Origin of the sequence: Variovorax sp. dw_308 (assembly GCF_019207085.1) — a bacterium.
GTDB lineage: Bacteria > Pseudomonadota > Gammaproteobacteria > Burkholderiales > Burkholderiaceae_C > Variovorax.
The window spans coordinates 15,816-39,342 of the sequence record NZ_JAATOM010000015.1; the positions used below are offsets into that span (position 1 = coordinate 15,816).

A 23,527-nucleotide genomic window follows, 5' to 3' on the forward strand; every position below is an offset into this window, starting at 1 on the left:
AGAACACCTCATGTACACGCAAGCCATGGACACGATGGGCAAGGAGCCCGGCGACGGCAAGAAGGCCGTGCGCTCCGCCGACGAGATGCGTCTCGAAGAGAACTTCGACGCGCACATCGATGCCGGCGACTTCATCGAGGCGAAGGACTGGATGCCCGATCACTACCGCAAGACGCTGGTGCGGCAGATCAGCCAGCATGCGCATTCGGAGATCGTCGGCATGCTGCCCGAGGGCAACTGGATCTCGCGCGCACCCACGTTGAAGCGCAAGGCCATCCTGCTGGCCAAGGTGCAGGACGAAGGCGGCCACGGCCTCTACCTCTACGCCGCTGCCGAAACGCTCGGCACCTCGCGCGACCAGATGTTCGACGCGCTGCACAGCGGCAAGGCCAAGTACAGCTCGATCTTCAATTACCCGACGCTGACCTGGGCCGACATCGGCACCATCGGCTGGCTGGTGGATGGCGCGGCGATCATGAACCAGGTGCCGATCTGCCGCTGCTCCTATGCGCCCTATGCGCGCGCGATGATCCGCATCTGCCGCGAAGAAAGCTTCCACCAGCGCCAGGGCTACGAAGCCTTGCTGACGATGATGACCAAGGGCACCGATGCGCAGAAGGCGATGGTGCAGGACGCGGTCAATCGCTGGTGGTGGCCGTCGATCATGATGTTCGGCCCGCCGGACGACCAGTCGCCCAACAGCGCGCAGTCGATGCGCTGGGGCATCAAGCGCTTCAGCAACGACGACCTGCGCCAGAAGTTCATCGACGCGGCGGTGGAGCAGGCGCGCATCCTCGGCGTGACCTTGCCCGACCCGGACCTCAAGTGGAACGAGGAGCGGCAAGCGCATGACCACGGCACGATCGACTGGAGCGAGTTCTGGCGCGTGATCGCCGGGGACGGGCCGTGCAATCGCGAACGCCTTGCGACGCGCGTCAAGGCATGGGAAGACGGGGCATGGGTGCGCGAAGCCGCACTGGCGCATGCCCGCAAGCAAACCAAATTGAAGGAAGCAGCATGAGCACGGAAAACGAATGGCCATTGTGGGAAGTGTTCGTCCGCTCCAAGGCGGGCCTGGACCACAAGCATTGCGGCAGCCTGCATGCCGCCGACTCGAAGATGGCGATCCAGATGGCGCGTGACGTCTACACGCGCCGCCAGGAAGGCTGCAGCGTGTGGGTGGTGCGCTCCGAGCAGATCGTCGCCAGCGACCCCGGCGAGAAGGACATGTACTTCGATCCGGCCGAGGACAAGGTCTATCGCCACCCCACCTTCTACGAGCTTCCAAAAGCCGTGGACCACATGTGACCGGGTTCTGACATGCAAGCCTCCATCGAACTCGATCTGACGCCCTCCGCGCAGTACCTGCTGCGCATCGGCGATACCTGCCTGATCCTGGCCCAGCGCCTCGGCGAATGGTGCGGTCACGCCCCCATCCTCGAGGAAGACATCGCCATGTCGAACATCGCGCTCGACCTCATCGGCCAGGCGCGGGCCTTGCTGACGCGCGCCGGCGAGATCGAAGGCCGGCAGCACGACGAAGACCAGCTGGCCTTCCTGCGCAAGGAGCGCGATTACTTCAACCTGACGATGGTCGAGCTGCCGCGCGGCGACTTCGCGGTCAGCGTGCTGCGCAATACCATGGTCTCGACCTGGCTCAAGTTGCTGTGGGAGCGGCTCGCGAATTCGAGCGACGCGGAGGTCCAGGCCATCGCCGGCAAGGCGTTGAAGGAAGCGCGGTACCACCAGCAGCATTCGGGCGACTGGGTGGTGCGCCTGGGCGACGGCACCGACGAGTCGCGCAACCGCATGAAGGCCGCGCTGGAACACCTGTGGCGCTATGCCGCGGAGCTGTTCGACACCGATGCCATCGACGAGCAGGCGCACGCCGCCGGCATGGGCCCGCTGTGGTCCGAGCTGAAGGCACCGTGGACGGCGGAGATCCAAGCCATCCTCGAGGAAGCCGGCTTCGCGCTGCCCGCCGATTCCGCCTTCCGCAGCGAAGGCAAGCGCGGCCTGCACAGCGAGCACATGGGCTTCATCCTGACCGACATGCAGTACCTGCAGCGCAGCTTTCCCGGAGGCGTGTGGTGACGCTGGAACTGTGCGTCGCCGAAGCACGCAGCGAGCGCACACGCGCGGCCTGGGACGTGCTCGCGACGGTGCTCGACCCCGAGGTGCCCGCCGTGTCGGTGCGTGACCTCGGCATCGTGCGCGACGTGATCGAGCACGACGACGGCCTCGAGATCGTGCTGACGCCGACCTACTCCGGCTGCCCGGCGACCGAGGTGATCGAGCACGACGTCCTTGCGGCCATCGATGCCTCAGGGCTGGGGCCGGCCCGCGTGAGCCTGCGCCGCGCGCCCGCCTGGACCACCGACTGGATCAGCGCCGAAGGCCGTCGCAAGCTCACCGAATACGGCATCGCGCCACCCGGCCCGGCGACATCGAACGAGGCCGTGCCCATCCGTTTCTTCGGCCGCCACAGCGAGGCGCAGAAACTCGCCTGCCCGCGTTGCGGCAGCTTCCACACCGAGCGGCTCGCAGCCTTCGGTTCCACCGCGTGCAAGGCGATCTACCGTTGCCTGGCCTGCAAGGAACCCTTCGAGCACTTCAAGCCGATCTGACCGAGAACACCATGTCCGTCATGTTCCATCCACTGCGTGTGCGCGCCATCGAGCCCGATACGCAAGAAGCCGTCATCGTCTCCTTCGACGTGCCGCCCGACCTGCGCGAAGTGTTCGGCTTCACGCAGGGCCAGTACCTCACGCTGCGCACCGACATCGACGGGCAGGACCTGCGCCGCTCGTACTCGATCTGCGCCGGTGTCGACGACGGCGAACTGCGCGTGGGCGTGCGCAAGGTGCGCGGCGGCGTGTTCTCCAACTGGATCAACGAGCACCTGCAGCCGGGCCACACCGTGCAGGTCATGGCGCCGCAAGGCCGCTTTTTCGTGCCGCTCGATCCGGCATCGCACCGCCATCACGTCGGCATTGCCGGCGGCAGCGGCATCACGCCGATCCTGTCGATCATGAAGACGGTGCTGGCGCGCGAGCCGAAGAGCCGCTTCACGCTGATCTACGGCAACCGGCTGCTGCAGTCGACGATGTTCAAGGAAGAGATCGAGGACCTCAAGAACCGCTACATGACGCGGCTGTCGCTGCAGCATGTGTTCTCCGACGAGCACACCGACGCACCGCTCAACCACGGCGTGATGGACCGCGTGAAGATCGGCGAGTTCCTCAAGAGCGTGGTGCCTGCGGGCGGCATCGACCATGTGTATGTCTGCGGCCCGTTCCAGATGAACGACGAGGCCGAGGCCGCGCTGCTGGACGCGGGCGTCCCCGAGGAGCGCATCCACATCGAGCGATTCGGCGTCGCATTGCCATCGACCGGCCCGGTCGGCGCGGTGGTGCACGAGGCCAAGCCCGGCGACGCCGAGACGGCGCGCATCGTCATCATCCGCGACGGCCTGCAGCGCGAGATCTCGTTCACCAAGAACCAGCCGAGCATCCTCGACGCCGCATCGGCCGCGGGCCTCGAAGTGCCGTACTCCTGCACGTCGGGCGTGTGCGGCACCTGCCGCGCCAAGCTCATGGAAGGCGAGGTGCGCATGGAGCGCAACTTCGCGCTGGACAAGAAGGAAGTGGCCAGCGGCTTCATCCTGACCTGCCAGGCGCATCCGCTGACCGAGCGGGTTGTCCTCTCCTTCGACGAACGCTAGTGGCGCATCCGGGCGCGCGGGTACATCCCGATGACGGTGAGCCTCTGGACACCGTCCACTAACGCCCGGCGTCTTGCCGCAATTTTTTCGCATATTCCTTTCCCACATCCACTCCGGAGAAGACCATGAAATCGTTCAAACCCCTGCTGCTGATCGCCCTGCTCGGCGCAGCGCTGGCCGCACAGGCCGACATCAACGTCGGCGTCACGCTGTCGGCCACTGGCCCGGCGGCGTCGCTCGGCATTCCGGAGAAGAACACCATCGCGCTGATGCCCAAGACCATCGGCGGGCAGAAGGTCAACTACATCGTGCTCGACGATGCGTCCGACACGACCGCGGCGGTGGCCAACACGCGCAAGCTCATCACGGAAAGCAAGGTCGACGTGGTGCTGGGCTCGACCGTGACGCCGGCATCGCTGGCGATGATCGACGTGATCTCCGAAGCCAAGACGCCGATGATCTCGATGGCCGCTTCGGCGCGCATCGTGGAGCCGATGGACGACAAGCGCAAGTGGGTCTTCAAGACGCCGCAGAACGACATCATGATGTCGCTCGCCATTGCCGAGCACATGCAGAAGGCGGGCGTGAAGACGGTGGGCTTCATCGGTTTCTCCGACGCGTACGGCGAGGGCTGGTTCCAGGAGTTCGGCAAGGCCGCGGGCCTCAAGGGCCTGACCATCGTCGCCAACGAGCGCTTCAGCCGCAGCGACACCTCGGTCACCGGCCAGGCACTGAAGATCATGTCGGCCAAGCCCGACGCGGTGCTGGTCGCCGGCTCGGGCACGCCCGCCGCGCTGCCGCAGAAGACGCTGAAGGAACGCGGCTATGCGGGCAAGATGTACCAGACCCACGGCGTGGCGAACGGCGACTTCCTTCGCGTGGGCGGCAAGGATGTGGAAGGCACTTTCCTGCCCTCGGGCCCGGTGCTCGTCGCCGACCAGTTGCCCGCCGCCAACCCGGTGAAGAAGAGCGCGATGGCCTATATCGCGGCCTATGAAGCGGCGAACGGCAAGGGCAGCGTCTCGACGTTCGGCGGCCATGCATGGGATGCGGGCCTGCTGATGGCGACCGCCGTTCCGGTGGCGCTGAAGAAGGCGCAACCCGGCACGCCGGAGTTCCGTGCCGCGTTGCGAGATGCGCTGGAGCAGATCAAGGAAGTGCCGGGCGCGCACGGCATCTTCACGATGTCGCCGACCGACCACCTGGGCCTGGACCAGCGCGCACGCGTGATGGTCAAGATCGAAGGCGGCGCCTGGAAATACCAGCCTTGAGAAGCTAGGGATCTTCTGCTGCGCGCAGCGATCCCGGGCCTTCGATGTCGAGTGCGGCATGGCAAGCGCTCCGCGCACTTGTCGGCCTGCGCCCAACGGCAATGACGCCGTCCTTGAATACGGCGCTGCACTTCGGCCCGAGCTCGGTGCTCGCTGCGAAATCTTCTGACCTTCTCCCTACAGGAACCTATTTATGGACGCACAGATCGCCCTGCTGCTTGCGCAGGACGGCCTCGTCAATGGCGCGGTGTACGGACTGATGGCGCTGGCCCTGGTGCTGGTGTTTTCGGTCACGCGCGTCATCTTCATCCCGCAGGGCGAGTTCGTCGCCTTTGGCGCGTTGTCGATGGCCATGATGCAGGCCGGCCGCGTGCCTCCGACGCTGTGGTTGCTGCTGGTGCTGGCGGCGGCGGCGCTGATCGTCGAAGCATGGCGCTGGAAGCGCGGCGCGACCGTGGAGTGGACATCGGCCTTGCTCTGGTGCGTCGCGTTCCCGGTGCTTGCCTGCGCGCTCGCACTGGCATGGCGGCCCACGGGCGTCGCGGCGCAGGCCTTCACCACGCTGGTGCTGGTCATGCCGCTCGGGCCGTTGCTCTATCGGCTCGCGTTCAGGCCGATGGTCAATGCCACGGTGCTGACCCTCCTGATCGTCTCGGTCGCGCTGCATGGCGTGCTGGTCGGGCTCGGCCTGCTGTTCTTCGGCGCGGAGGGATCGCGCACGCCGGCGTTCTCGGAAGCGCGCTACGAAGTGGGCGGCTTGCAGGTGAGCGGGCAGTCGCTCGTCGTCATCGGCGTGACCTTCGTGCTCGTCGTGCTGATGTTCCAGTTCTTCGGCCGTTCGATGGTCGGCAAGGCGCTGCGCGCCACCGCGATGAACCGCGTCGGCGCGCGGCTGATGGGCATCCCGACCGAGTTGGCAGGCGACGTGAGCTTTGCGTTGGCCGCGCTCATCGGCGCCGTGTCAGGGCTGCTGATCGCACCGCTGACCACGGTCTACTACGACACGGGTTTTCTCATCGGTCTCAAGGGCTTCGTGGCCGCCATCGTCGGCGGGCTGGCGAGCTATCCTGCCGCGCTGCTCGGCGCGCTGCTGGTGGGTCAACTCGAATCGTTCTCTTCCTTCTGGGCCAGCGCCTTCAAGGAGGTGCTGGTGTTCACGCTGATCATCCCGGTGCTGTGGTGGCGCTCCTTGCGCAGCCATCACGTGGAGGAAGAGGAATGAAGCGCATGAATACGGGATCGGGAGCGGGAACGGGTTCGGGTGCAGAACGCAGAAGGAATACAAAAGGTACGCAGAAGTCGCAGAAGAATCCAACGAATTCTTTGATGGTTTTCTTTTGCGACCTCTGCGAAACCTCTGCGACTTCTGCGTTCGGCTTCCACATTTGCATCGAGGCAAACGTATGAGCGCATCGACAAACAACACGCCGATGCCAGCGCCAAGCTCTGGCGGCTTTCTCACGCGGCGCCATCTCACGCTCGCCGCGATCGTGGTGCTCGCAGTGGTCTGGAACTGGCTCCCTGAATTCACCGTCGTGGTGATGAGCTACATCGGCCTTTACGCGATCGTCGCGGTGGGCCTGGCCATGCTGACCGGGGTCGGCGGGATGACCTCCTTCGGGCAGGCTGCGTTCGTCGGCATGGGCGCCTATGCGACGGCGTGGACCTGTACCTCGCCGACGGCCGCCTCGACGATCGGCGCGGTGGTGGGCACCGGCTTGCTGCCCTGGGTCGGACTGGTGCTCGGCCTGGTGCTGACCTTCGCGCTGGCCTGGATGCTGGGCGCAGTCACGGTCAAGCTGCAGGGCCACTACCTGCCGCTGTGCACCATTGCGTGGGGCCTGAGCCTTTACTATCTGTTCGGCAACATGGAGTTCCTCGGCGGGCAGACCGGCATCACCGGCGTGCCGGCGCTGGTCATCGCGGGCTGGTCGCTGGCATCGCCGCGCGCGCTCGGCGTGGTGATCTGGGCTGTGCTGCTGATCGGCTTGTGGCTGCTGCACAACCTGCTCGATTCGCGCGAAGGCCGCGCGGTGCGTGCGCTCAAGAACGGCCGGCTCATGGCCGAGTCGATGGGCGTGGACACGGCCCGCTACCGCATCAAGCTGTTCGTGCTGGCCGCGTTGCTGGCGGCGATTTCCGGCTGGCTCTACGCGCACATGCAGCGCTTCGTGAACCCGACGCCCTTCAATCTCAACATCGGCATCGAATACCTGTTCATGGCGGTGGTCGGCGGTGCGGGACACCTGTGGGGCGCGGTGCTGGGCGCGGCGCTGATCACCTTGTTGAAGGAGAAGCTGCAGGACATCCTGCCGGGGCTGCTGGGGACCAGCGGCAACTTCGAGGTGATCGTGTTCGGCTTGCTGATGCTGCTGGTGCTGCAGCGCTTCGCGGAAGGCTTGTGGCCGGCGCTGGAGCGCCTGGGGCAGCGCTTCCTGCGCGCCGAAGCGGCACGCGCACCACGCGGCATGGCGACGCTGGCGCGGCGCGTGTTGCCGGCGCGCGGCACGGTGCTGCTGCAGTCGTCCAGCGTGACCAAGCGCTTCGGCGGACTGGTCGCCAACAACGACGTGACGATGAACGTCAAGGCCGGCGAGATCCATGCGCTGATCGGACCGAACGGCGCGGGCAAGAGCACCTTCTTCAACATGATCTCCGGCGTGGACGACCCGACCGAAGGCGAGGTTCGCCTGATGGACAAGCCCATGCACGAACTGCCCGCGCGTGACTTCGCCTCGCTGGGTCTGAGCCGCACCTTCCAGCACGTGCGCCTGCTGGGGCAGCGCAGCGTGATCGAGAACGTGGCGCTGGGCGCGCACCTGCGCGCCAAGCGCGGCTGGGTCGCATCGATGTTGCGGCTGGACCGCGGCGAAGAGGCAGCATTGCTGGCAGAAGCGCGGCACCAGATCGAACGTTGCGGACTGGGCGCGCATGCGGACACGCCGGCTGCCTCGCTGGCATTGGGGCAGCAACGCGTGGTCGAGATCGCGCGCGCGCTGGCCAGCCAGCCGGCCGTGCTGTTGCTCGACGAGCCGGCGGCCGGTCTGCGCCATCTGGAGAAACGCGCACTGGCCGAACTGCTCTCGCAACTTCGCGCCGAAGGCCTGGGCATCCTCGTGGTCGAACACGACATGGAGTTCGTCATGAACCTGGCCGACCGCATCACGGTGCTGGAGTTCGGCACCGTCATCGCCGAGGGCACGCCGGCGGAAGTGCAGGCCAACCCGCGTGTGCTCGATGCCTATTTGGGTGGGGCGGAATGATGAACAAGCTACTCGCACTCGACGCCTTCAGCGTCGCCTACGGCAGTGTCGAGGCTTTGCACGGCGTGCAGCTCGACGTCAACGAAGGCGAGATCGTCACGGTCATCGGCCCCAACGGCGCCGGCAAGACCACGCTGCTCTGCGCGGCGATGGGCTTGCTGCCGTCGAGCGGCTCACTCACGCTGGCCGGCGAGCGCATCGCGCGACCGACGGTGGAAGCCATGGTGGCGCGCGGCGTCGCGCTGGTGCCTGAGAAGCGCGAGCTGTTCGGCGAGATGTCGGTGGAAGACAACCTGCTGCTCGGCGGCTTCTACCGCTGGCGCAAGGGCCAGCGCGACCAGAAGGCGCGCATGGAGGAGGTCTTCCAGATCTTCCCGCGCATGCGCGAGCGGCGCGAGCAGATGTCGTCCACGCTCTCCGGCGGCGAGCGCCAGATGCTGGCCATCGGCCGCGCGTTGATGGCGCGTCCGCGCCTGCTGATGCTCGACGAACCCTCGCTCGGCCTCGCGCCGCTGATCGTGCGCGAAGTCTTGCAGGTGGTTTCCTCGCTGCGCAGCCACGGCGTGTCGGTGCTGCTGGTCGAGCAGAACGCACGCGCGGCGCTTCAAGTGGCCGACCGTGGCTACGTGCTGGAGACGGGCGCGGTCGCGCTCTCCGGCGCGGCAAGCGAGCTGCTGCACGACCGGCGAATCATCGATACCTACCTGGGCATCGGCAACGCGCAGCGTAGCGACGCGGCGCCAGCCCACGCCTCATCTTCAACCCAACACACAAAGGGACATTGCACGTGACCACCGTTCTCCAGAGTTACATCGCCGGCCGCTGGGTCGGGAGCCAGGCTGCGCAGACACTGAACAGCGCCATCAACGGCCAGCCAGTGGCCAGCACGCATGCCGAGGCGCTCGATTTCGGCGAGGCCGTCGCGCATGCGCGCAAAGTCGGCTTGCCCGCCTTGCTGGCCATGGACTTCCAGCAGCGCGCCGAGCGCCTCAAGGCGCTGGGCAAGTACCTGGCGCAGCACAAGGAAAAGCTCTACGCCATCTCGGCCCACACCGGCGCGACGCGTGCCGACGGCTGGATCGACATCGAAGGCGGCGCGGGCACCTTGATGGCCTATGCCAGCATGGGCAGCAATGAATTGCCCTCGGGCAACCTGGTGCACGAAGGCCCCGCGATGCCGCTCGGCAGGAAGGGCGGCTTCGCCGGCACGCACATCCTGGTGCCGCGCCACGGCGTGGCCGTGCACATCAATGCCTTCAACTTCCCGGTGTGGGGCCTGCTGGAGAAGTTCGCGCCCAGCTTCCTGGCCGGCATGCCCTGCATCGGCAAGCCCGCCACCGCCACCAGCTACCTGACCGAGGCGCTGGTGCGCCTCGTCAACGAATCAGGCCTGCTGCCGGAAGGCGCGCTGCAACTCGTCATCGGCGGCACGGGCGACTTGCTCGACCGGCTCGATGGCTCCGACTTCGTCACCTTCACCGGCTCGGCCGACACCGCGGCCAAGCTGCGCGTGCATCCGAACGTCGTGCGCAACTCGATCCCGTTCAACGCCGAGGCCGACTCGCTGAACTGCGCGATCCTCGCGCCCGACGTGACGCCCGACGACGAGGAGTTCGACCTGTTCGTGAAGGAGGTGGCGCGCGAGATGACCACCAAGGCCGGCCAGAAATGCACGGCCATCCGTCGCGCCATCGTGCCGCGCCAGCATGTCGATGCGGTGGCGGAGAAGCTGCGTGCAAGGCTTGCGAAGACCGTCATCGGCGACCCGTCGCGCGAGGACGTGCGCATGGGCGCGCTGGCCTCGCGCGCGCAGTTCGACGACGTGTCGGAACGCGTCGCGACCTTGATGCAAGGCGCCGAGCTGGTCTACGGCGAGCGCGACGGTTTCGCGCCCGTGGGCGAGGGCGTGGCCAACGGCGCGTTCTTCTCGCCGACGCTGCTCCTGAGCCGCAAGCCGCTGCAGCACGACGCGGTGCATGACATCGAAGCCTTCGGCCCGGTCAGCACCTTGATGGCCTACGACGGCATCGACGAAGCGATGGCGCTGGCCGCACGCGGACGCGGCAGCCTGGTCGGCACGCTGGTCACGCGCGACCCGAAGATCGCGGCGCGCGTCATTCCCGCGGTGGCCGCCTTGCATGGCCGTTTCCTCGTGCTCGACCGCGAGGCCGCCGCCGAATCGACCGGCCATGGTTCGCCGCTGCCCCAACTCAAGCACGGCGGCCCGGGCCGCGCTGGCGGTGGCGAGGAACTCGGCGGCATCCGCGCCGTGAAGCACTACCTGCAACGCACGGCAGTGCAGGGCTCGCCAACGATGATCGCGGCGATCACCGGTGAATACATGCGCGGCGCCGCGCGGCAGGAGAGCGAATCGCATCCCTTCCGCAAGCACTTCGAGGACCTGCAGATCGGCGACTCGCTGCTGACCCATCGGCGCACGGTGGGCGAGGCCGACATCGTGGCCTTCGGCGGCATCTCCGGCGACTACTTCTACATGCACTTCGACGAGGTGGCGGCCAAGGAATCTCCCTTCGGCAAGCGCATCGCGCACGGCTACTTCGTGCTGTCGGCCGCGGCCGGACTGTTCGTGTCGCCCGCGCCCGGACCGGTGCTGGCCAACTACGGCCTGGACACGCTGCGCTTCGTCAAGCCCGTGGGCATCGGCGACACGATCCGCGCGCGCCTCACCGCCAAGCGCAAGATCGACCGCAACAAGAAGGACGCCAACGGCGTCGGCCAGGGCGTGGTCGCGTGGGATGTGGAGGTCACCAACCAGCTTGACGAGGTGGTGGCGAGCTATGACATCCTGACGCTGGTGTCGAAGCGGGCGTAGCGTCCGGTCTCCAGGCACGACCTCCGCTGACGATCGCGAGATTGCGAGATCGCGGGTCCGTATCCGGGGCGGGATCACGCCGACGGCGTACTCTGCTCCGCGAATGTCCCCCGGCCTTCGGCCTCCTCCTTCATTTCGCTGCGCAGAGCACACCATCGACGTGATCATGACGCGCCGTCGTTGCTCGACGCTCTTCGGAACACAACGGACCCTTCCACGTGCCGAGGGCATCGGGTGTTCCCCGCAGCGAAATAAAGGAGGAGCCGAAGGCGGGGGACATTCGCGGAGGGGAATACCCGGTGTCCTCGGCACGCATCCCAGTCGCATCTCACGCGGTGGGCCGACGCGATGCCCTCACAGCAACTGTTCACTCACAAAGAACGAAGTGAACGACATCCCCAGCTGCCGCCGCCAGTTGCGGCTCGGCTCCGCGCTGAACACCAGCGGCTGCGTGGTGTCCGACGGCGCGACCCATTGCAGCCGTGGCCGCCCGGTCCCGGGCTGCATCCGCAACTGGTAGCTGCGCGGCAACTGCTCGCGCTGCAGCAGCGTCGCGACCTGCATCGCCAGCTCGGGGCTGTCGATGACCAGGCCCATCTCGGTGTTGGAGTGCGCCGAGCGGCGGTCCATGTTCATCGAGCCGATGGACAGCCAGCGATGGTCGACCACAGCAAGCTTGGCATGCAGGCGGCCCACCGAGCCGTGCGAACCCTGCGAGAGGGATGCGGCGGCTTGCGGCGCATCCACGCCGGGCATCATCTCGTAGAGCGCCACGCCCATGTCGAGCAACTCGTCGCGGTAGCGTGAGTAGCCGACGTGCACCAGCGGCTCGTCGGTGGTGGCGAGCGAATTGGTCAGCACCGCCACGCGCACCTTCCTCGCGGTCGAGGCCTGCAGGATGTCCAGCATGCGCGTGTCCGGAATGAAGTAGGGCGATGTCACCAGCACGTCGAAGCGGGCCGATTGCAGCAGTTCCAGGTTGCCGCTCATGACCGCGCCATCGGCCAGGCTCTGCTCGTGCGTCGCCTTCACCGGCGCATCGGCCATCACGCGAACCGTGGCCAGGTGCAGTTCGACCCGGCCGCTGGCCAGCTCCGCGCCGACCGGACCTTGCCCGAGCAGGTCCTGCCCGGCCAGCGCCTGCGCACCGGCGTCGGAGCCACCCTGTGCCCATGCATCGAACTGCGCGCGGGCGACCTGGGGCAAGCGCTCCGTCGCCACCAGGCTCTGGATCGGATAGGCGTGCTCGCTGTTCCAGTAGGCATCGAACACCGCCGATTGCTCCCGCACCACCTTGCCTGCGGCCAGCACGTCCATGTCGATGAAGTTGGCCGGCTGGCTGCGGCCGAAGTACGCGTCGCCGATGTTGCGCCCGCCGCTGATCGCGAAAGCGTTGTCGACGATGAAGAGCTTGTTGTGCATGCGCCGGTTGACCCGCGCAAATTCGTTGAGCGAGCGCAGCACGCGCGAGGGCACGGCGCCGCCGCGCACCGCCAGCGGGTTGAACATGCGCACCTCGACGTTGGGCCCGGCGGCCAGGCCGGCCAAGAGTTCATCCTCGCCGCCAGCGTGCAGGTCGTCGATCAGCAGGCGGACACGCACGCCGCGATCGGCCGCGCGGGCCAGCGCATGCAGGAACTCGCGGCCGGAGGCGTCGTTGGCGATCTGGTAGTACTGCGCGTCGATGGTGCGCGCGGCGGCGTGGGCCAGCGCCATGCGCGCTTCCAGTGCCTGGCCGCCGTCGGGCAGCAGGCGAAGACCGGAGACGTCCTCGTTCGCGGGCAGCGAGGCACTCGCGACCGCCGTCAGCGGCGTCGCGCCATCCAGGCTCTGCGAAGGCAGGCGCGTCACGTCGCCCGGCAGGCTGGCGCACCCGGTCATCAGCGCGGACAGCACGATGCCGAGGCAAAGGGCGATCAGGCGGACCAGCTGCTTCGGCAACGCGGACATCGAGAGGCTCCAAAAGGGTGCGGTTGTGGGAGGTTCGCGCTACTCTAGACAGTCGGGCGCCCACGCACGAGTGCCCAATGCGCATCGCGGATGTGACATTGATCACAGCCAGACAAGACCAGATAATTTGCTGCACGGCAACAAGGGCCACGCACGAACGTCGCGCGTGGCCCCGGGTTGCGCGCCATGCCAGAAAAAAACGGAGTGCCCGATGAGTCCCGACGACGAGGGAGTGAGCGATCAACTGCCGCCAGCCTTGCTGCAAGCCATCGCGCTGCGCGGCGCCACGCGCGCATTCCCGGCGCAGACCATCCTGATCAACGAAGGCGACGCCACGGATTCGCTCTACATCATGCTGAGCGGGCGCGTGAAGGTCTATGCCAGCTCCGACGAGGGGCGGGACGTGGTGCTCACCGAATACGGACCGGGCGAGTACTTCGGCGAACTCTCGCTCGACGGCGCCAAGCGTTCCGCGTCGATCAAGGCCATGGAGCCCTGCACCTGCCGCGTCGTGCAGGGCTCGGAGATGCGCCAGTTGCTGATCGACTATCCCGACTTCGCGATGCACCTCACGCGCAAGCTGATCCGCATGGTGCGGCGCCTGACCGAGCAGGTGCGCAGCATCGCGACGGAGGACGTCTATGGCCGCATGGTGCGCGTGCTCAATGAACTGTCAGAGCAGATCGGGCACGAGCGCGTGCTGCGGCAGAAGCTCACGCAGCAGGACATCGCCGACCGCGTCGGCGCGTCGCGCGAGATGGTGAATCGCGTGATGAAGGAGCTCACGGCGGGCGGCTACGTGACGCAGCGCAACGGGCGGCTGGTGATCTTGCGCAAGCTGCCGTCGGCCTGGTAGGGCTTGCCGGCGCAGCGACGCAATTTCTCTTCGTCGCAAACACCCCGCTGCTGTACGCTGCCATGAGGAGGGACTTCCCATGCAGCAATCGGCAGCGCAGGACACCGCGTCTGGCGCAAGGATCAAGGTCGCGGTTCTTGGCGGCGGCCCCGGCGGCATCTCGGCGGCGTTCTGGCTGAGTGCGACGCCCGCACTGCGGGCGCGCTATGAGGTCACCGTGCATACGCTGGGCTGGCGACTCGGTGGCAAGTGCGCGAGCGGGCGCAACATGGCTGTCCACGGGCGCATCGAGGAGCATGGCCTGCACATCCTCATGGGTTGCTATCAGACAGCGTTCCAGACGATTCGCGCATGCTATGCCGAGTGGACGCCACGCGCGTCCAGTCCCTTCAAGGCCTGGACCGACGCCGTGACCCCGCAGTGGAAGGCAGCGGCCGAGGAGCAGGCGACCGGCGTTACGCCGCCGTTGTGGGCACCCTGGACCTTTACGCTGCCCGAGCGCGCCGGTCTGCCCGGGGACCCCGTCTCCCCGGCCGCTACCGAGGCCCTGGTGGGCGTCATGGCCGAATCGGTGCAGGCGCTGCTCGATGAGAACCTCGATCCGGCCTTGGCCGCACAGTTGAACTACGGACCGGCGCTGGCCCTGCTGCGCCGGCTCGCGTCCTCCCCGGTCTTGCAGGACGGCCCCACCGCGGGCATCGATGCCACCCGCGTCGAACTGCAGGAGGCGGCTGAACGCGTCCGCGCGCAGCTTGCGGGCTGCCCCGACAGGAGCGACCGCGCCACGTCGGCTGCGACGGCGGCGAGCCTTCCCGTGCTGGTGACCCACGTCCTGATCCTGGCCGACCTGGCGATGTCAGTCGGGCTCGGCTGGCTTTTCGACCTGTGCGGGCGCGGGCCTTCTGCCTACGACACGTTGAACGCGCAGGACTTCCGCGGCTGGCTGGGCGGCCACGGCGCGACGCAGGCAGCGCTGGACTCGGCGCCCATCCGTGCGCTCTACGACCTGACCTTCGCCTATCGCAACGGAGACGCCACGACGCTCGCCAACGGCTCGATGGCCGCCGGAGTGACCTTTCGCTTCGTGATGGACCTGGCCTTGGGCTATCGCCACGCGCCGTTCTGGAAGATGAACGCCGGCACAGGCGACGCGCTGTTCACGCCGCTCTACGAGGTCCTTGCAGCGCGCGGCGTGAAGATCGATTTCTTCCATCGCGTGACCGGCATCGAGCTGAGCGCCGACAAGTCGCGCATCGGCGCCATCCAGATCGACCAGCAGGCCGAAGTCGTCGGCGGCAGCTATCAGCCCTTCGTGGTCGTGAAAGGCCTCGACTGCTGGCCGGACCAGCCGCTGTGGGAGCAGCTCGTGAACGGCGCTCGACTGCGCGCGGACGGTGTCAATTTCGAATCGAGCAGCGATACGACATCGGCGGGGCAGGTCGAGCTGTTGCTCGGCACGGATTTCGACATGGTCGTGCTGGCCGTGCCACCCGATGTGATCGAGGCTGTCGCGCCGCAGCTTGCGGCCGCGAATGCACGCTGGTCGAGCATGGTCGCGCAAAGCGTCTCGGTGGCCACCGAGGCCTTTCAGCTCTGGCTTGCGCCGGGTCTGGACAAGCTCGGATGGACATCGGATGCGACGATCGTGTCGGCCTATGCGGAGCGCTTCGACTCGTGGGCCGACATGTCGCAACAGTTGCCACTCGAGGACTGGCCGGCAGCCGGTGCACCACAGGCGATCGAGTATTTCTGCGGCTGCATGCCCGAGGATGCCCCGCCCGCGGACCCCTGCCAGGACGCGCAGGCCTGGCTCGATGCGTCGATCGCAGGCCTGTGGCCCTCGGTCGCCGTGCCAGGCGGCCCGATGAAGCCCGGCACGGAAATGTCGCGCTACTGCCGCGCCAACTGGGAGGGCTTCGAGCGCTATGTGCAGACGCCGGCGGGCAGCGTGCAGTACCGGCTGCCAGCGGGGCCCGCGCAGTTCGGCAACCTCTATCTCGCGGGCGACTGGACGCTGACTCGGTTCAGCGGCGGCTGCTTCGAATCGGCCATCGAGTCGGGGTCGCTGGCCGCGGCCGCGATCGCCGCGCAGAACCCCTGATACGACTTTGCAATCAAGCGCAGAACAAGGCGGTCCAACGCAGTCATGCGTTTGATTGCAAAGTCGTCAAGTCGTCGACACCACGACCGCGCCCGGCTGCGCCGTGAAGTCGAATGCCAGCCACGCGGCGAACTCGATGGGGAGCGTCGTCTGCCCGGGCGTCGGTGCGGTGCCCAACAGGTCGCGCACGACCTGGTGGCTCTCGCAAGTCGCGATCTCGAGCGCAAAGTCGGACGCATGCAACAGCCCGCCCCCATGGAAGCCGGTCAGCTGCGCCGGTGAATCGACGATGGCCTGGAAGCAGGCGAGGCCCGGGTCGAGCGAATCGCGCAACTGCTTCATCTGCACGGTCGGTATCGTGGGGCCGGCGATGAGTGCTTCGAGGTGCTCGCCGGCGAAGCCCCCCAGCAGGCTTTGGGCGATCGCCCGGGCCGCATCGTGGCCATCGGTCCATTGCACGGTCGCGCCGGCGGCCGGCAGTGCCGATCGGCTCGTCACCGTCAACAGCGGACGGAGCTGCGCCTCGGTATTGGCACCGAGGGTATCGAACACCGTCGTCGAGCAGGTGAAAGCGCCGGCCCCGTGCGGTGAATCCGCCGGCACCGCGATGCGCGCCCACACCTTGGGCCAACCCCAGACGTCGCGCCCGGTCAGCAGGCCGATCGTGTAGTTGATGAAGATGTAGGGCGTCCACAGGACGATGCGCAGCGTGCCGCGCTCATGGTTGGTTTCGAGCAGCGGCACCCAGAGCGCGCACTCGCGCCCCGGTTCCCAGCCGATCGCATCGACCTGCGAGGTGCAGCGATCGACCGTCATGAAGCTGATCATCGAGAGCCCGGCCAACACCCGGTAGTGCACGCGGCTGCCGCCCACCGGGTTCAACAAGGCATCGACCAGTTGCTGGGTCGCGGCGACCTGGGTCTTGAAGCCGAACGCAAAGCTCCTGGCGCCGGTGAACACTGCCGGCTGCGCGAGGCTTGCCGCTCCGTGCCCGATCCAGGAGATGAAGGGAGGAAGGGTGGCCATGGTGGTTCAGCTTTTTTGCGAAGGCTTGCGTTGCAGGAAGTCGTAGCCGACGATCGTCGCTGGCTGGCCGCAGATGGCGCGCGACGCGGCCATGCCGGACATCACCGCGCCTTCGATCGCTGTCGTGTTGAAGCCGTGGCGCGTGGCCTCGCCGGCGAGGATCAGGTTGGCAAAGCCGCTTTCGGCCGGGTGCAAGCGGTACTTCGTGGTGCCCGCAGCGGAGAGCACGCAGCATTCGGTCGGGTCGATGTTGGCGCGAAGGAACTGCTGGTCGAAGCGCGGCGTGCCGCTGGGTGGGCCGCCGGTCGCGCCGCTGAAATCGGAGAGGACCTCGAAGCGGAACTTGCCCTCGGGCGTGCGGGCCGCGGGCCAGATGCAGGCCGAGGCGTCGTTGAGCCAGTCCACTGCCTGCGAGCGCAGTTCGTTCCACGCCTGCGCCGGGACGCCGGCCTGGGTCGACGGCTGCCGGTACAGCGTCGTCGACCAGGTGCCGCACAAGTAGTGCAGCGACTTCGGCTTCGGGAAGCCGACGGCAGGCTCGACCGCAAGCACCTGCGTCATGTCGGCCCAGATGTTCAGGTACTCGGGCCCCGACACGGTGGCCGGCTTGCCGCTGGTCCAGCCGAGTTCATCGAGCGTCTGGTTGGACCAGAGCTGCAAGCCCTGGGTCGGGACGATGCCGATGTTGTTGACGAAGTCCGCGAACCGGCCGCCCCGCTGGAGCAGTGCATTGCACATGGTCGGCTCGTCGTTGAGCGGCTTGTAGGCGCCCATCGAGATCGCGAGCACGACGGTATCGAATTCGCTGCCACGGTTGAGCACGACTTCCTGGCCCACGGGCGGCCAGTTGCACCAGTGGCTTTCGAAGTCGACACCGGCGGCCTTCATCTTCGCGCCGTCGACGAGTTGGTCCCAGTCCGGCTCGCTGGGCCAGCAGACCAGGTTCTCGAGCACGAAGGTCGGGCGGTAGTCGCCTTGGGCGATGTCCGCCTGGCGGGCCATGCGCACCGTCTCGATCTGCTGGCCATCGGCCGAGAGTTCGAGCTTGGTCACCTTGTGGAAGAACTCAACCTTGACGCCGGCCGCCACCAGGGCCTCGTAGAGCGGCGCCACGACTGCCTCGCCCATGCCGGTCTGGATGTCCCACATCATCGAGCCCTTGAAGGTGCCGATGAGCCGGGCGCAGACGCCGAGGGCCGTGCCGGCCGCATAGGACGGGCGCTGCACGTCGCCATCGGCGTACTGGAACAGGGTGTCGTAGACGATACGGGTGACCGTCGAAGTCGCCACGATGCCCGGGTTGGCGCCATGCTGGATGAGCCAGGCACGGAAGTCGACTTCGTCGAGGGATTCGAAGGGCCGATCGGGCAGCACCAGGTCGATGAAGTACCCGGCCGCAGCGGCAATCGCGATGTCGATCAGTTCCTCGACCACCTGCCATTCGATCGCCGACGCGCTGCCAGCCACGGCGGGGCCGGCGCGCACGACGGCGTCGTGGAAGCTTGCCTGCATCTGGCGGTGCAGGTCCAGCAGGTCCGCGACCTGCCGTGCATCGACCAGCGCCGGCTCGGCGAGCAGCGCTTTCATCCACAGGTTGCCGGCATCGACGAGTTCGTGCAGCGCCATCCCCGCCGCATGCGAGCCGAAGAACAGTTCCTTCGCGCGTTCCAGTTCGGTTCCGGCCAGTTGCGCGAGCGTCGATGCGGCAAAGCCGCTCGGCAGTGTCTGCGCGGCCGGCCCTGCAGGCGCTGCGGTGGCGGGCGCTGCGGCAACAGGCGCTGCGGCGACAGGCGCAGCCCCGAGGCCGTGGATCACATTCTTCACGACCAGCACGAACAGGTTCCACATCGTGGTCCAGGCTTCGGCCGGCGTCATGTCGACACCGCCCTGGCCCGGCGTGCCCTGGTTGGTCGGCCAGGTCAGCGGAAAGTAGCTGAAGCCGCTCGCGGTCCTGACGCCGATCGGCGTGTAGATCTGAGGCTTTGCCACGTCGGTCCAATGCTGCAGCGGGCATCCCGGCGGCGGCGTGCGGTTCGCGTAGATCTCCTGGACCATGTGGAAGACGTTGGCATAGCAGCCGAACCAGACATGCAGGCCGTGCTCGAGATTGCGGCCGAGCGCGTCGCGCCCGCTGGCCGCCTTGCCGCCGAGTCGCCAGCCCATCTGGTACAGCGTGACCTCGTGGAGAGCACGCAATTCGGGCGTGCGCGTGAGTTCCCACGCGGCGCTGAGGCCGGCCATGCCGCCTCCGAGGATGGCAATCTTCTTCGGGGTCGTCATGCATGCCCTTGTGGTTGAGTTTGCGATTCGAGTGCGCCGCGGTGCGCGGTGGTCTTGCCGTCGTTCGACGCGGGCAGCAGCGGCCCGAGCGTCCAGGGGTTGGCGCCCAGCCTGTCCAGGATCGCCCCGCCGCGTTGCTGGTGTTCGCGCTGCTGCGTCGGCGATTTCTCCACGCCGGCCAGCGCCAGGTGGCACAGCGCTTCCTCCAGCGGCAGCGAGAAATCGACGGCCTCGCGGATGCCCTTGTGCCAGTGCGCGGCCGCCTCGTCCGGCTGCCCCGACGCGAGCGCCAGGCGGCCCCGCAGCAGCCTTTCGCGGGGCTTGAAGATCACGATCTTGCTGGCGAAGCGAGAAGCCGCGCGGCAGGCGATGCGTGCCGGGTCCATGCGCGTGTTCAAGGCAACGTGGGCTTGCGCCGGGCCCTGGGCCAATGCCAGGTGGACCTCGGCCACGGCCGCCACGCTGAGCAGGGCGATGCCCATCGTCGGCGCGCTTTCCAGCATGTTGTCAAGCGCCGTCGTGGCGGCGCGCAGGGCCTGCACGGCGTTGCCGGCCTGCAGGTGCGCTGCTGCCTCGATGCCGTCGCACAGCAGTCGCTCGGCGCGATGCAGGGCTTCGTTGCGCACCAGCGCGATGCGGCGCAGGGCCTGGGCCGGATCGCTTCCGGACAGCATGTCGATCAATGCCACTCCGCACAGCACCCAGGCGCGCACCGGCACGTTCTCGACCTGTTCGGCCTCATCGCCGAAGGCGCGCAGGGTCGCCTCGGCCTTGGCATAGTCGCCTCTCAGCAGATCGCTGTACGCCTGGATGACGCGGCACGACTGGAAGCGGAAGCGGTCGCCGATGCGCTGGTAGATCGACGCACCCGCGTCGCAGTGACGATCCATCTCTGCCCAATGCCCGGCCTGGAAGGTATAGACCGCGGACAGCAGGTGCGCGAAGCCCTGGTCGTGCAGCGACCCGGCCTGTTCCGCGAGTGCGATGGACCTCCGCCCGTAGAAGCCGGCGACGCGGTGGAACCCGGCGGTGCCGAAGCCGATGGCCAGTCCGCCGAATCCCTCGACCATCTCGCCGACCGATGCCGCTCGCTCGGCACGGTTCAGCGATGTCAGGGTGTCGTGCAGCAGGCCGATCGCATCGCCCCGGAAGTAGGCGCGTTCGGCGCGACGGGTGAAGATGTGCGCGCTCAGCCGGTCTCGTGCGCGGGCCTCCTCGTCCTTGTGTCGCCGCATCAGGCCCGAGCGATGGAGCAACTGGCGCGTGGCTTCCACGGCCAGGCTGGCGGTGACGGCCGCGCGACTGGCAGGAACGTGGATCTCGTTGAGCGTGGCGCACACGCCGAACCAGCTGTGGGCCTCCTCGAAGCGCGAGAGTTCGTGGCAGGCGTCGCCCTGCAGTCGCGCGAGCTCGGCCTCCTGCTGCGTCGGCAGGACGATGCGGGCCTGCGCGGCCACGCGCTGCAGGTGGCCGACGTGGTTCAACGCATCATGGTTGGCGCTGCGCTCGATAGCGAAGGTGGCCGCCAGCTGGCGGTAGCGGATGGCCGTGTCGAACTGGGTGGCGTGCTCCCAGTGGTGGGCCAGTTCGGCGAAATGCGGTGGGAGTTCGCCGGCATGGCGTTGCTCGATGAACTCGGCCAGTTGCCGGTGCAGCGGCTGGCGTTGCCGCAGGGTCAGCAGGTCGTAGGTGACCTCCTGGATGATGGCGTGGTGGAAGACATAGGCGCCGACGGACTGCGCGTCGGGTTCGAGGATGGCGGCCGTCACCAGGTCCTTCAGCATGGCGTCGATCCCGGCGTCCTCTACCGGAAGCGGATAGATCGCCCGCACCACCTCGACCGACACCGAGCGGCCGATCACGCTGGCGACCTTGGCCGTCATCAGGTGGGAGGGGGCCAGGCCGTCGAGCCGGCTGACGACCAGGTCCCGCACGTTCGTCGGAACGATGCCCGATTCGAGGTCCGACTCCACGATCCGGATCTTGCCGTCCCTGACCGCCAGCACGCCGCGCTCCAGCAAGGCCAGCGTCAGCTGCACCGCGTGGAAAGGCAGGCCCTCGCAACGCCGGTGGATGAACTCGACGAGCCGCTTCGCGACCACGGGCACGCCGAGCAGGTCGGCGACGATGGCCTGGATCGAATCCATCGGCAGTCGCGCGAGCGAAAGCCGCGGGCGCGCGAGCTCGAACAGTTGCACGCCGTGCGGTGCGGCGCTGCCATCCAGCGGACGCGATGCCAGGACCCACAGCAGTTGGGGCAAGCGCTTGCACAAGCCGAGCATCAATTGCGCCGAGGGCTGGTCGATCCAGTGCAGGTCATCGACGGCCAGCACGAGCGGGGCGTCGGCCGCTGCGCGGAGCAGGAGCGCGGCGAGCAGGTCCTCCAGGCCGGCGAGCCGGGCCTGGCCGCTGATATGGGCCGCCAGTCCGTCGTCCTCGAAATGCAGCGGCAGGATGTCTTCCATCAGCGCGACTCTGGCTTCCGAGGGGTCGCCGCGCAGCGCCTCGGCCAGCCGCTCCTGCAGCAGCACAGGCGGCGCATCGGGTGGGTCGCCCGGCTTCCATAGAAGGCGTCTCACCAGGCCGCGGCACGCCGCATACGCCTCCAGCGTCTGGAACGCCGAGGCGGTGGCGAGGATGACGTTGAAGCCGCGCGCGCGCGCAGCCATCTCGACCTGTCGCAGGAGGTGCGACTTGCCGCCGCCGGACTCCGCCTCGATCGCGACCACCGCGCCCTGGCCTTGCCCCAGGCCATCGAGCGCCCGGTCGAAGGCATGGACCTCGCTGTCGCGGCCATGCAGCCACTTCGGTCCGCGCGCTTGCGGTGCGCCCGCATCGGGGCCTGGGTTGAAACGGTGCGCCATCAGTGGTTCGCGCATGCCCTTGATGACGACGGGCAGCGGCGTGGCGAAGCGGAAGTGCGAGGCGGAGGCGGCCGCACGCACGGTCGCGTCGTCGACCAGGATGCCGCCCTGGGCGCCCTGCATGAGCCGCGCGCCGCGATACATCAAGGGTCCGTTGACCAGGAAGTGCCGCCGCGTGCGGCTGCCCACGTCGCCGCAGAAGGCGCGCCCCGTGGAAACGCCGATCGATGATGCGTGGCCCTGCGCGTGCAGGCCGTCGTGGATGCGGCGCGCGACTTCGAGCGCACGTGCGGCATCGTTCTCGCGTGCCTGCCCGGGCAATCCGCAGGCGACCAGCACGATCACGCCCTTGTCGCCGACGGCCAGCTCGAACACCCCGGCCCGCAGCGGGTCGATGGCGGACTGCATCGCGTCGATCGCCTGGCGAATGCGGTCGGCGAAGTCTTCGGCGCCCAGGTCCAGGTCGCTCAGATGCGTATAGACGATGCTGAGCATGCGGAACTCCGCCATCCAGCCTGCTTCGGAAGCGGCGGCGCGCTCCATGACGACGCGCGGCACGTAGCGGTGGGCGCGTGCGTCCACCGGCTCGTCGCAACCGGCGGACGGCATGCCAATCGTCGCCACGGCGTTTCGCAACGAGACGAGACGCCGGAACGTATTCCCCTTCCTTTCGGTGCTCGCGATCGGGCCGACGCGCTCGGCAAAGCCCTCGGTCATGACGATTTCGCCGGGGTCGCCGGCATGCGCGAGCGTCGCGAGCTCGTGGATCGGCGCGCCGGTGACCAGGAGGAAGCCGCGCTCGCCCTGGTTCTGGAAGCCGATGGCCGTGATCGGCCCCGTCGCCAGCGCGATGCGGTGACGCAGCACCACATCGAACATGAGCGGCCGTCCGTCGAACGCGTCCCGTAGCGCGATCGCCGCGCGGGCCGCCCGGCTCGCAGGGTCGTCCGACACTGGGTCATCGCGCCAGACGGCCAGCACCGCATCGCCTTCGACCTGCACCACGTCGCCGCCGTACGCGGCCACGATGTCGAAGACCTCACCGAAGTAGCGATCGAGCACGGTGTTGAGGCGCTCGGCGCCATGCGGGCCCTCCGCCTCGAAGCGCTCGGTCAGCGGCGACGACCCGGCGATGTCGACCAGCAGGACCACGGCGGGGAATGCTTCGCGCCAGGAGGTCTGTTCCGCTGCCCCTGCTTGCAATTGCGTCTTCAGCAATTGGGAGAGGTAGGCGCCGGGCTGCATGACCGAATGTAAACCGCGCACCGGCGCAGCGGAACCCCTTGCGCGCGGCGTTGGCGTCTGTTGGCTGGCGGCCGGCCCCATGGCGCGGCTGGCGGAAACGGCGCAGCATCGGGG

16 protein-coding genes are annotated in these 23,527 nt (G+C 67.7%); 12 read left to right on the forward strand and 4 right to left on the reverse strand.

All coding sequences use genetic code 11. The features are described 5' to 3' along the window. Positions 1–10 precede the first annotated feature (10 nt). From paaA to paaZ, 10 genes are all read left to right on the forward strand, one after another. On the forward strand, positions 11–1,021 hold the full coding sequence (gene paaA / locus HCU76_RS24455; protein WP_218510856.1) for a 1,2-phenylacetyl-CoA epoxidase subunit PaaA: 1,011 nt from the start codon (positions 11–13) through the stop codon (positions 1,019–1,021). Continuing rightward, positions 1,018–1,308 (forward strand): 1,2-phenylacetyl-CoA epoxidase subunit PaaB, encoded by a 291-nt coding sequence (gene paaB / locus HCU76_RS24460; protein ID WP_213958604.1) that lies wholly within the window; start codon positions 1,018–1,020, stop codon positions 1,306–1,308. Before paaA ends, paaB begins: the two co-directional genes overlap by 4 nt. A gap of 12 nt (positions 1,309–1,320) precedes the next feature. Next, positions 1,321–2,094, forward strand: a complete 774-nt coding sequence (gene paaC / locus HCU76_RS24465; RefSeq protein ID WP_218510857.1) for a 1,2-phenylacetyl-CoA epoxidase subunit PaaC — start codon at positions 1,321–1,323, stop codon at positions 2,092–2,094. Then, positions 2,091–2,627, forward strand: coding sequence for a 1,2-phenylacetyl-CoA epoxidase subunit PaaD (gene paaD, locus HCU76_RS24470; protein ID WP_371319896.1), 537 nt, complete (start codon positions 2,091–2,093; stop codon positions 2,625–2,627). Before paaC ends, paaD begins: the two co-directional genes overlap by 4 nt. A gap of 11 nt (positions 2,628–2,638) precedes the next feature. After that, positions 2,639–3,724, forward strand: coding sequence for a 1,2-phenylacetyl-CoA epoxidase subunit PaaE (gene paaE, locus HCU76_RS24475; protein ID WP_218510858.1), 1,086 nt, complete (start codon positions 2,639–2,641; stop codon positions 3,722–3,724). Between the two features lie 125 nt (positions 3,725–3,849). Beyond that, on the forward strand, positions 3,850–4,995 hold the full coding sequence (locus HCU76_RS24480) for an ABC transporter substrate-binding protein (RefSeq protein WP_213958601.1): 1,146 nt from the start codon (positions 3,850–3,852) through the stop codon (positions 4,993–4,995). A gap of 193 nt (positions 4,996–5,188) precedes the next feature. Beyond that, positions 5,189–6,217, forward strand: a complete 1,029-nt coding sequence (locus HCU76_RS24485; protein ID WP_213958600.1) for a branched-chain amino acid ABC transporter permease — start codon at positions 5,189–5,191, stop codon at positions 6,215–6,217. A gap of 181 nt (positions 6,218–6,398) precedes the next feature. Then, a complete protein-coding gene (locus HCU76_RS24490) occupies positions 6,399–8,258 on the forward strand; it encodes an ATP-binding cassette domain-containing protein (protein WP_218510859.1) in 1,860 nt (619 codons plus the stop codon). Continuing rightward, positions 8,255–9,049 (forward strand): ABC transporter ATP-binding protein, encoded by a 795-nt coding sequence (locus tag HCU76_RS24495; protein ID WP_218510860.1) that lies wholly within the window; start codon positions 8,255–8,257, stop codon positions 9,047–9,049. Before HCU76_RS24490 ends, HCU76_RS24495 begins: the two co-directional genes overlap by 4 nt. After that, positions 9,046–11,091, forward strand: a complete 2,046-nt coding sequence (gene paaZ / locus HCU76_RS24500; RefSeq protein ID WP_218510861.1) for a phenylacetic acid degradation bifunctional protein PaaZ — start codon at positions 9,046–9,048, stop codon at positions 11,089–11,091. Before HCU76_RS24495 ends, paaZ begins: the two co-directional genes overlap by 4 nt. A gap of 354 nt (positions 11,092–11,445) precedes the next feature. Here the strand turns inward: paaZ and HCU76_RS24505 are convergent, their stop codons facing one another. After that, a complete protein-coding gene (locus tag HCU76_RS24505) occupies positions 11,446–13,041 on the reverse strand; it encodes a phosphatidylserine/phosphatidylglycerophosphate/cardiolipin synthase family protein (RefSeq protein ID WP_218510862.1) in 1,596 nt (531 codons plus the stop codon). A 211-nt stretch (positions 13,042–13,252) separates the two neighbouring features. Here HCU76_RS24505 and HCU76_RS24510 point away from each other — a divergent pair, with 211 nt between their 5' ends. Both HCU76_RS24510 and HCU76_RS24515 read left to right on the forward strand, forming a co-directional pair. Continuing rightward, positions 13,253–13,897: a Crp/Fnr family transcriptional regulator gene (locus tag HCU76_RS24510; protein WP_213958595.1), complete on the forward strand. Its 645-nt coding sequence runs from the start codon at positions 13,253–13,255 to the stop codon at positions 13,895–13,897. A gap of 79 nt (positions 13,898–13,976) precedes the next feature. Further along, positions 13,977–15,998 (forward strand): FAD-dependent oxidoreductase, encoded by a 2,022-nt coding sequence (locus HCU76_RS24515; protein WP_218510863.1) that lies wholly within the window; start codon positions 13,977–13,979, stop codon positions 15,996–15,998. A 66-nt stretch (positions 15,999–16,064) separates the two neighbouring features. Here HCU76_RS24515 and HCU76_RS24520 read toward each other — a convergent pair whose 3' ends face one another. Genes HCU76_RS24520 through HCU76_RS24530 form a run of 3 tightly spaced genes read right to left on the reverse strand, consistent with a single transcriptional unit; the run spans position 16,065 to position 23,413 of the window. Then, positions 16,065–17,024 (reverse strand): acetoacetate decarboxylase family protein, encoded by a 960-nt coding sequence (locus HCU76_RS24520; protein ID WP_218510864.1) that lies wholly within the window; start codon positions 17,022–17,024, stop codon positions 16,065–16,067. Positions 17,025–17,030: 6 nt separating this feature from the next. Next, entirely contained in the window at positions 17,031–19,304 is a 2,274-nt protein-coding gene (locus HCU76_RS24525; RefSeq protein WP_218510865.1) for an FAD-dependent oxidoreductase, read from the reverse strand. Further along, positions 19,301–23,413: an AAA family ATPase gene (locus HCU76_RS24530; RefSeq protein ID WP_218510866.1), complete on the reverse strand. Its 4,113-nt coding sequence runs from the start codon at positions 23,411–23,413 to the stop codon at positions 19,301–19,303. The genes HCU76_RS24525 and HCU76_RS24530 overlap by 4 nt, the downstream gene beginning before the upstream one ends. Between the last annotated feature and the right edge of the window lie 114 nt (positions 23,414–23,527).